A 4,716-nucleotide genomic window follows, 5' to 3' on the forward strand; every position below is an offset into this window, starting at 1 on the left:
CAGCCGCTGCGGCTCCGCCACCGCCACCACCTGTCGCAGCACAACGCGAGCCGGCACCGCCGCCGCCGCCGCCGCCGCCGCAGGGCGAGACTCGCGATGTCGAAGTAGTTACGCCGGTTGCACCGACCTATCCAACCCAGGCCGCGAGGAATCGCGAAGAGGGTTGGGTCGAAGTCGAGTTCACCGTGACCGCGGATGGCGCGGTGCAGGACGCCAGGGTGACAGCGTCGGATCCGCAGCGTGTGTTCGACCGCGAGGCGGTACGCTCGATCGAGCGCACGAAGTTCACGCCCCGACTCGAGAACGGAGTCCCGGTCAGCGCAACGGTTCGCCGTCGCATTGAATTCAAGCTCGGCGGCTGATCCCGGCTGCGCAGAGACACGCGTTCTCTTGCAGCCTGCTCAACTGAGCAGGCTGCGACGCAGGTGCACGAGCATGTCATGCTCGGCATCGTCCCCAACCGGCTCCCTGGTCAGATGCAACAGTTTTTGCGCGGCCGCTTCATGCGCATTTCCGCTGAGGCTGGAAGCCAGTTGACCGGCGAAGTCGGTAAGGACCAGTAATCCGAGTCCGCGCAGACTGATCGAGTCGGCCAAGGCCGCATTGTGGAGTTGGGCGATCGCCTCATTGCGAGCCTGCAATGACCGCAGTGGAAAATAGGTGCGACTCCATGGCCACCAGGATTTGCGGGCCTTGTGCAAGACGTCACGCCGAAACAGGCTCTCCAGCAAATGTCTGCTGACTGGATTCAGGCGCGAGACGAGAAGTTCGATGGCGGCGCCCATTTGCAATCCATTGACCGGCCCGGCCAACACCTGCGCGGCATGCGAGAGCTGTGGGTGGGTCGTCGGGATCAGGGTTTCGATGGCGACATGGCCACCTTTGTAGCGTAGCCGGCGCTGTTCGGCGAGATCGAGGATCAAGGCGGCTGCGGCCAGGGAGTTGACGTCGACGTGCGCCAGCGACGCATCGCATTCGCCTCGCTGCGGATCGATGCACAACAACATGAGTTGCTCGGCTATCAGCACACAAGGCCTCCTGGCAGACAACGAATTCCAGCGATGTAAGCCCATCGCCCGGTTTCGAGCGTGTCGCTATGCTACGACAATCGTGTCAGAGGCGTGAATAGGCCACCAGTGCGCACCAGACGGCTGCCGCGATGGGCGGCTAGTTGCCGCCATTGTTGCGCGCTCTCAGGACGTTGCCGACACCAGCCCAATCCACGGCCGGCAGGCCCAGAAAGCGGTCCAATAGCATCGGCATCAGTCCGCTCGGTGTTGCAGACTCGCAGTTCCAGAGCATGACCACGCCAAATTTATGCTTCGGAAGGAATCCGATCATGGCCCGGTAGCCCTGCACAGCGCCCGCGTGGAAGACCAGTTGCTCACCCTCGTAATCGTAGATGCGCCAGCCGAGTGCATAGCGGGCATCGCCCAGGCGTCCTCTGCGCCAGGGTGTGGAGCGCAAGTCGCGCGGTGTCTCCACGAGAGGCGTTTGCAGTTCAGATAGCAGCGCGTTCGGCAGGACATCCGGGCGACCGCCCATTTGCGCAATCAACCATTGTTCCATGTCGCGCAGACTGGCATTGACGCCAGCGGCGGGAGGCATGCGGTAGTAGATTTCATTGGGCATGAAGGGCTTCCATGTCTTGCCCGAGCGCCGATGCGGGCGCGCCCAATGCGCAGAGGATTCCAGCGCGTCGCGTCCATATGTGGCGGATTGCATGCCAAGCGGGTGGAAGATGCGTTTCTCGACCTCGTGATAGAAAAAATCCCCGGTCAGCGCATAGGTGACGTCGCCTATCATGCTGAATGCGACATTCTGGTAGGCATAGAAGTCGCCTGTGGGACACGACAGCTTTACTTCGCTGAGGCGCTCGACCAGCAGGGGGTAGGGTTCATCCTGCTCAAGAAGGTTGTCGTAGGTATTGTGCGGAAGCCCGACCCGATGACTGAGGATGTCCTCGACGGTCAGGTTCTTGCTGCTATCGGCATCGGCCAGGGCAAATGTTGGCAGGACGTTTGAAATCCGCGTGTCCCAGCTCATCAGCCCGTCTTCGACAAGCAGCCCGGCTAGCGTGGTTGCGAATGCCTTCGAGAGGGAAGCGAGCCGGAACACGGTGTCAGGGCCCACTTCTTCCTGCGTTGCCCAGTTCGCATAGCCGATTCCGCGCTCGAGCATGACCTGATCGTCCTTGACGACAGCCACGGCGAGTCCGGAGACTCGTCCCGACTTCTCGATCCAGTCCACCCAGCGATTGAAATCGTCGGCGATCTCCGCCGTTTCGGTCATGCTGGAAGGGGCGTTGGTCGCAGGCTTTCCGGTGCGCGCCGGAACATTGGTGGGCGTGGGGGATTTGGCTGAGCTACCGGCCGCCGCCTGCACTGCATGGGGCAGACAGGACTGGACAGCAAGCAAGCCAAGGAGCAGGGGGAAGGTTGACGGTTTCAAAACGGGATGCCATGAAGCATTGCTAGCACATGCTATGCTCGAAATCATACGTGGTATTGCGCTGTCGTGGAGAAAAAACCATGAGTTTCCTGATACTTCTAGTCGTCGTCGTGATCTTCGCCTTCTACGCGATCAGCATCTACAACGGACTGGTGACCGCAAGGAATGCGTACAAGAACGCATTCGCCCAGATCGACGTCCAGCTGACCCGTCGTTACGACCTGATCCCGAATCTGGTCGAAACCGCGAAGGGCTACATGAAGCACGAGAAGGAGACGCTCGAAGCCGTCATCCTTGCGAGGAATTCGGCTGTTTCCGACCTTTCCGCAGCCAAGGCGAACCCGGGTGATCCACAAGCCATGAAGCAGCTGGCCGGAGCCGAAAACGCGTTGACCCAGACCCTGGGCAAGCTGTTTGCTCTATCCGAAGCCTATCCGGACCTGAAGGCTAACCAGAACATGATGCAGCTCAGCGAGGAGCTGACCACCACAGAAAACAAGGTTGCGTTCGCGCGTCAGGCCTACAACGATTCGGTGATGAGCTACAACAACGCCCGCGAAGTCTTCCCGAGTTCCATCGTGGCCAACATGTTCAGCTTCCAGGAAGCCCAGTTGCTCGAAATCGATGCGCCGGAAAAACGTGAGGCCGTGAAGGTTTCCTTTACTTGATTGCGGCCACTGGTCGCCTGTCTCGAACGACAGGTGACCGCGGGCCATTGGCAGTGGGGCAACGGCGTTGAACTTCTTCGCCCATCAGGAACTGGCGCGCAAACAGACGCGGCGCATGATCGTCCTGTTTACGTTGGCCGTGATTTGCATCGTGGTCGCCGTCGATGCCGTAATGGTCCTGGCACTTGGCCTTGGGCGCGATGCGCCGGGCGGAGAACTGCGCGTCAACGTGGGTGCCCTGGTGGCGACCAGCGTTGGCGTGATGCTTGTTATCGGGCTGGCGACGCTCTATCGCATCTCTACCTTGAGTGCCGGAGGCAGTGCCGTTGCGCTGCAAATGGGCGCCACTCCGGTTCCGGAGGACACCACCAATTTCGCCTACCGCCGCTTGCGCAATGTCGTCGAGGAGATCGCGATTGCCTCGGGCGTGCCGGTGCCTGAAATATTCGTGCTTGAGGAAGAAGAAGCCATCAACGCTTTCGCTTCCGGCTACACGACGGCAGATGCCGCCGTTACGGTCACCCGAGGCTGCCTGGACAAGCTGACGCGCGAGGAGCTGCAGGGAGTGATCGCGCACGAGTTCAGTCATGTGCTGAACGGCGACATGCGTCTGAACATCCGATTGATGGGCGTGGCGTTCGGCATCCTTGTCATCACCATTGTCGGGCGCAAGATCGCCCAGGTATCGGGGCATTCGCGCAGTCGCGACAGTGGTGGCATCGTCATCCTCGGCGTCGCGCTCCTGGTGATTGGATATATCGGCGTGTTTTTCGCACGCATCATCAAGGCGTCGGTTTCCCGACAGCGCGAATACCTGGCAGATGCTTCGGCTGTGCAGTTCACGCGACAGACCGAAGGCATCGCAGGGGCCCTGAAGAAGATTGGCGGGTTGAGTGAAGGCTCGAAACTGACCCACAAGAATGGCGAGGAAGTTGCCCACATGCTGTTCGGAGATGGCATCGGCTACTCCGCCATGTTCGCCACGCATCCCAAGTTGACTGATCGTATCCGCCGCCTGCAACCGCAGTTTGATCCAACGGAGTTCGAGGAAATCGCGGCAGACTGGTCGCAACCGGTCAGGGTCGGTGATAGCGACGCTGCCAACGTATCAATTTCAGGGTTCGCGCCAGCGCGATCAGCAAGCGTTGCGCGCGCGCAGCACCGTGCTCACGGATTGCCAACGGCTGATTCCGAGTTGCACGTCACGGCCGGCCAGGTTGCCGATCAGGTCGGACACCCGGATACCGGTGACTACCTTGCCGCAGCCGCGCTGAGCATGTCGATTCCGCACGCCCTGGGTGAGGCGGCACATTCACGCGATCAGTCGATGCAGCTCATCTACGCGATGCTGTTGAACGCCGACGGCGAGGTTCGTGCGCGTCAGGTTGAACTGGTTACGCACTACCACGATCCAGGCACTGCAGCAGAGGTGCTAGGCCTGGCCAACGAAGTGGCCGAGTTGCACCCGATGCAGCGACTGCCGCTGGCTGCCATGGCTTTTCCGTCACTGCGCCGACACCCGCGTCCGCAACTTCAGGTGTTCGTGATCGTACTGCGCCAGCTGATCAAGGCCGATGGTCGGGTCACCCTGCAGGAG

General features: G+C 60.9%; 5 protein-coding genes. 3 read left to right on the forward strand and 2 right to left on the reverse strand.

All coding sequences use genetic code 11. The features are described from left to right. Positions 1 to 362, forward strand: a 362-nt coding sequence (locus WBP53_RS08795) for an energy transducer TonB (RefSeq protein WP_423927996.1), incomplete at its 5' end; no start/stop codon positions are given. A 39-nt stretch (positions 363 to 401) separates the two neighbouring features. On the opposite strand, the gene WBP53_RS08800 is transcribed toward WBP53_RS08795, so the two are convergent. Further along, entirely contained in the window at positions 402 to 1,028 is a 627-nt protein-coding gene (locus WBP53_RS08800) for a GPP34 family phosphoprotein (RefSeq protein WP_423927998.1), read from the reverse strand. 139 nt (positions 1,029 to 1,167) lie between these two features. Then, positions 1,168 to 2,292, reverse strand: coding sequence for a serine hydrolase domain-containing protein (locus tag WBP53_RS08805; RefSeq protein ID WP_423928000.1), 1,125 nt, complete (start codon positions 2,290 to 2,292; stop codon positions 1,168 to 1,170). 239 nt (positions 2,293 to 2,531) lie between these two features. On the opposite strand from WBP53_RS08805, the gene WBP53_RS08810 reads away from it, so the two are divergent. Together WBP53_RS08810 and WBP53_RS08815 are read left to right on the forward strand one after the other, a co-directional pair. After that, a complete protein-coding gene (locus WBP53_RS08810) occupies positions 2,532 to 3,119 on the forward strand; it encodes a LemA family protein (protein WP_423928002.1) in 588 nt (195 codons plus the stop codon). A 67-nt stretch (positions 3,120 to 3,186) separates the two neighbouring features. Beyond that, positions 3,187 to 4,716, forward strand: a 1,530-nt coding sequence (locus WBP53_RS08815) for a M48 family metallopeptidase (protein WP_423928004.1), incomplete at its 3' end; no start/stop codon positions are given.

The sequence above is a fragment of the Dokdonella sp. genome, from assembly GCF_049593775.1.
GTDB lineage: Bacteria > Pseudomonadota > Gammaproteobacteria > Xanthomonadales > Rhodanobacteraceae > Dokdonella.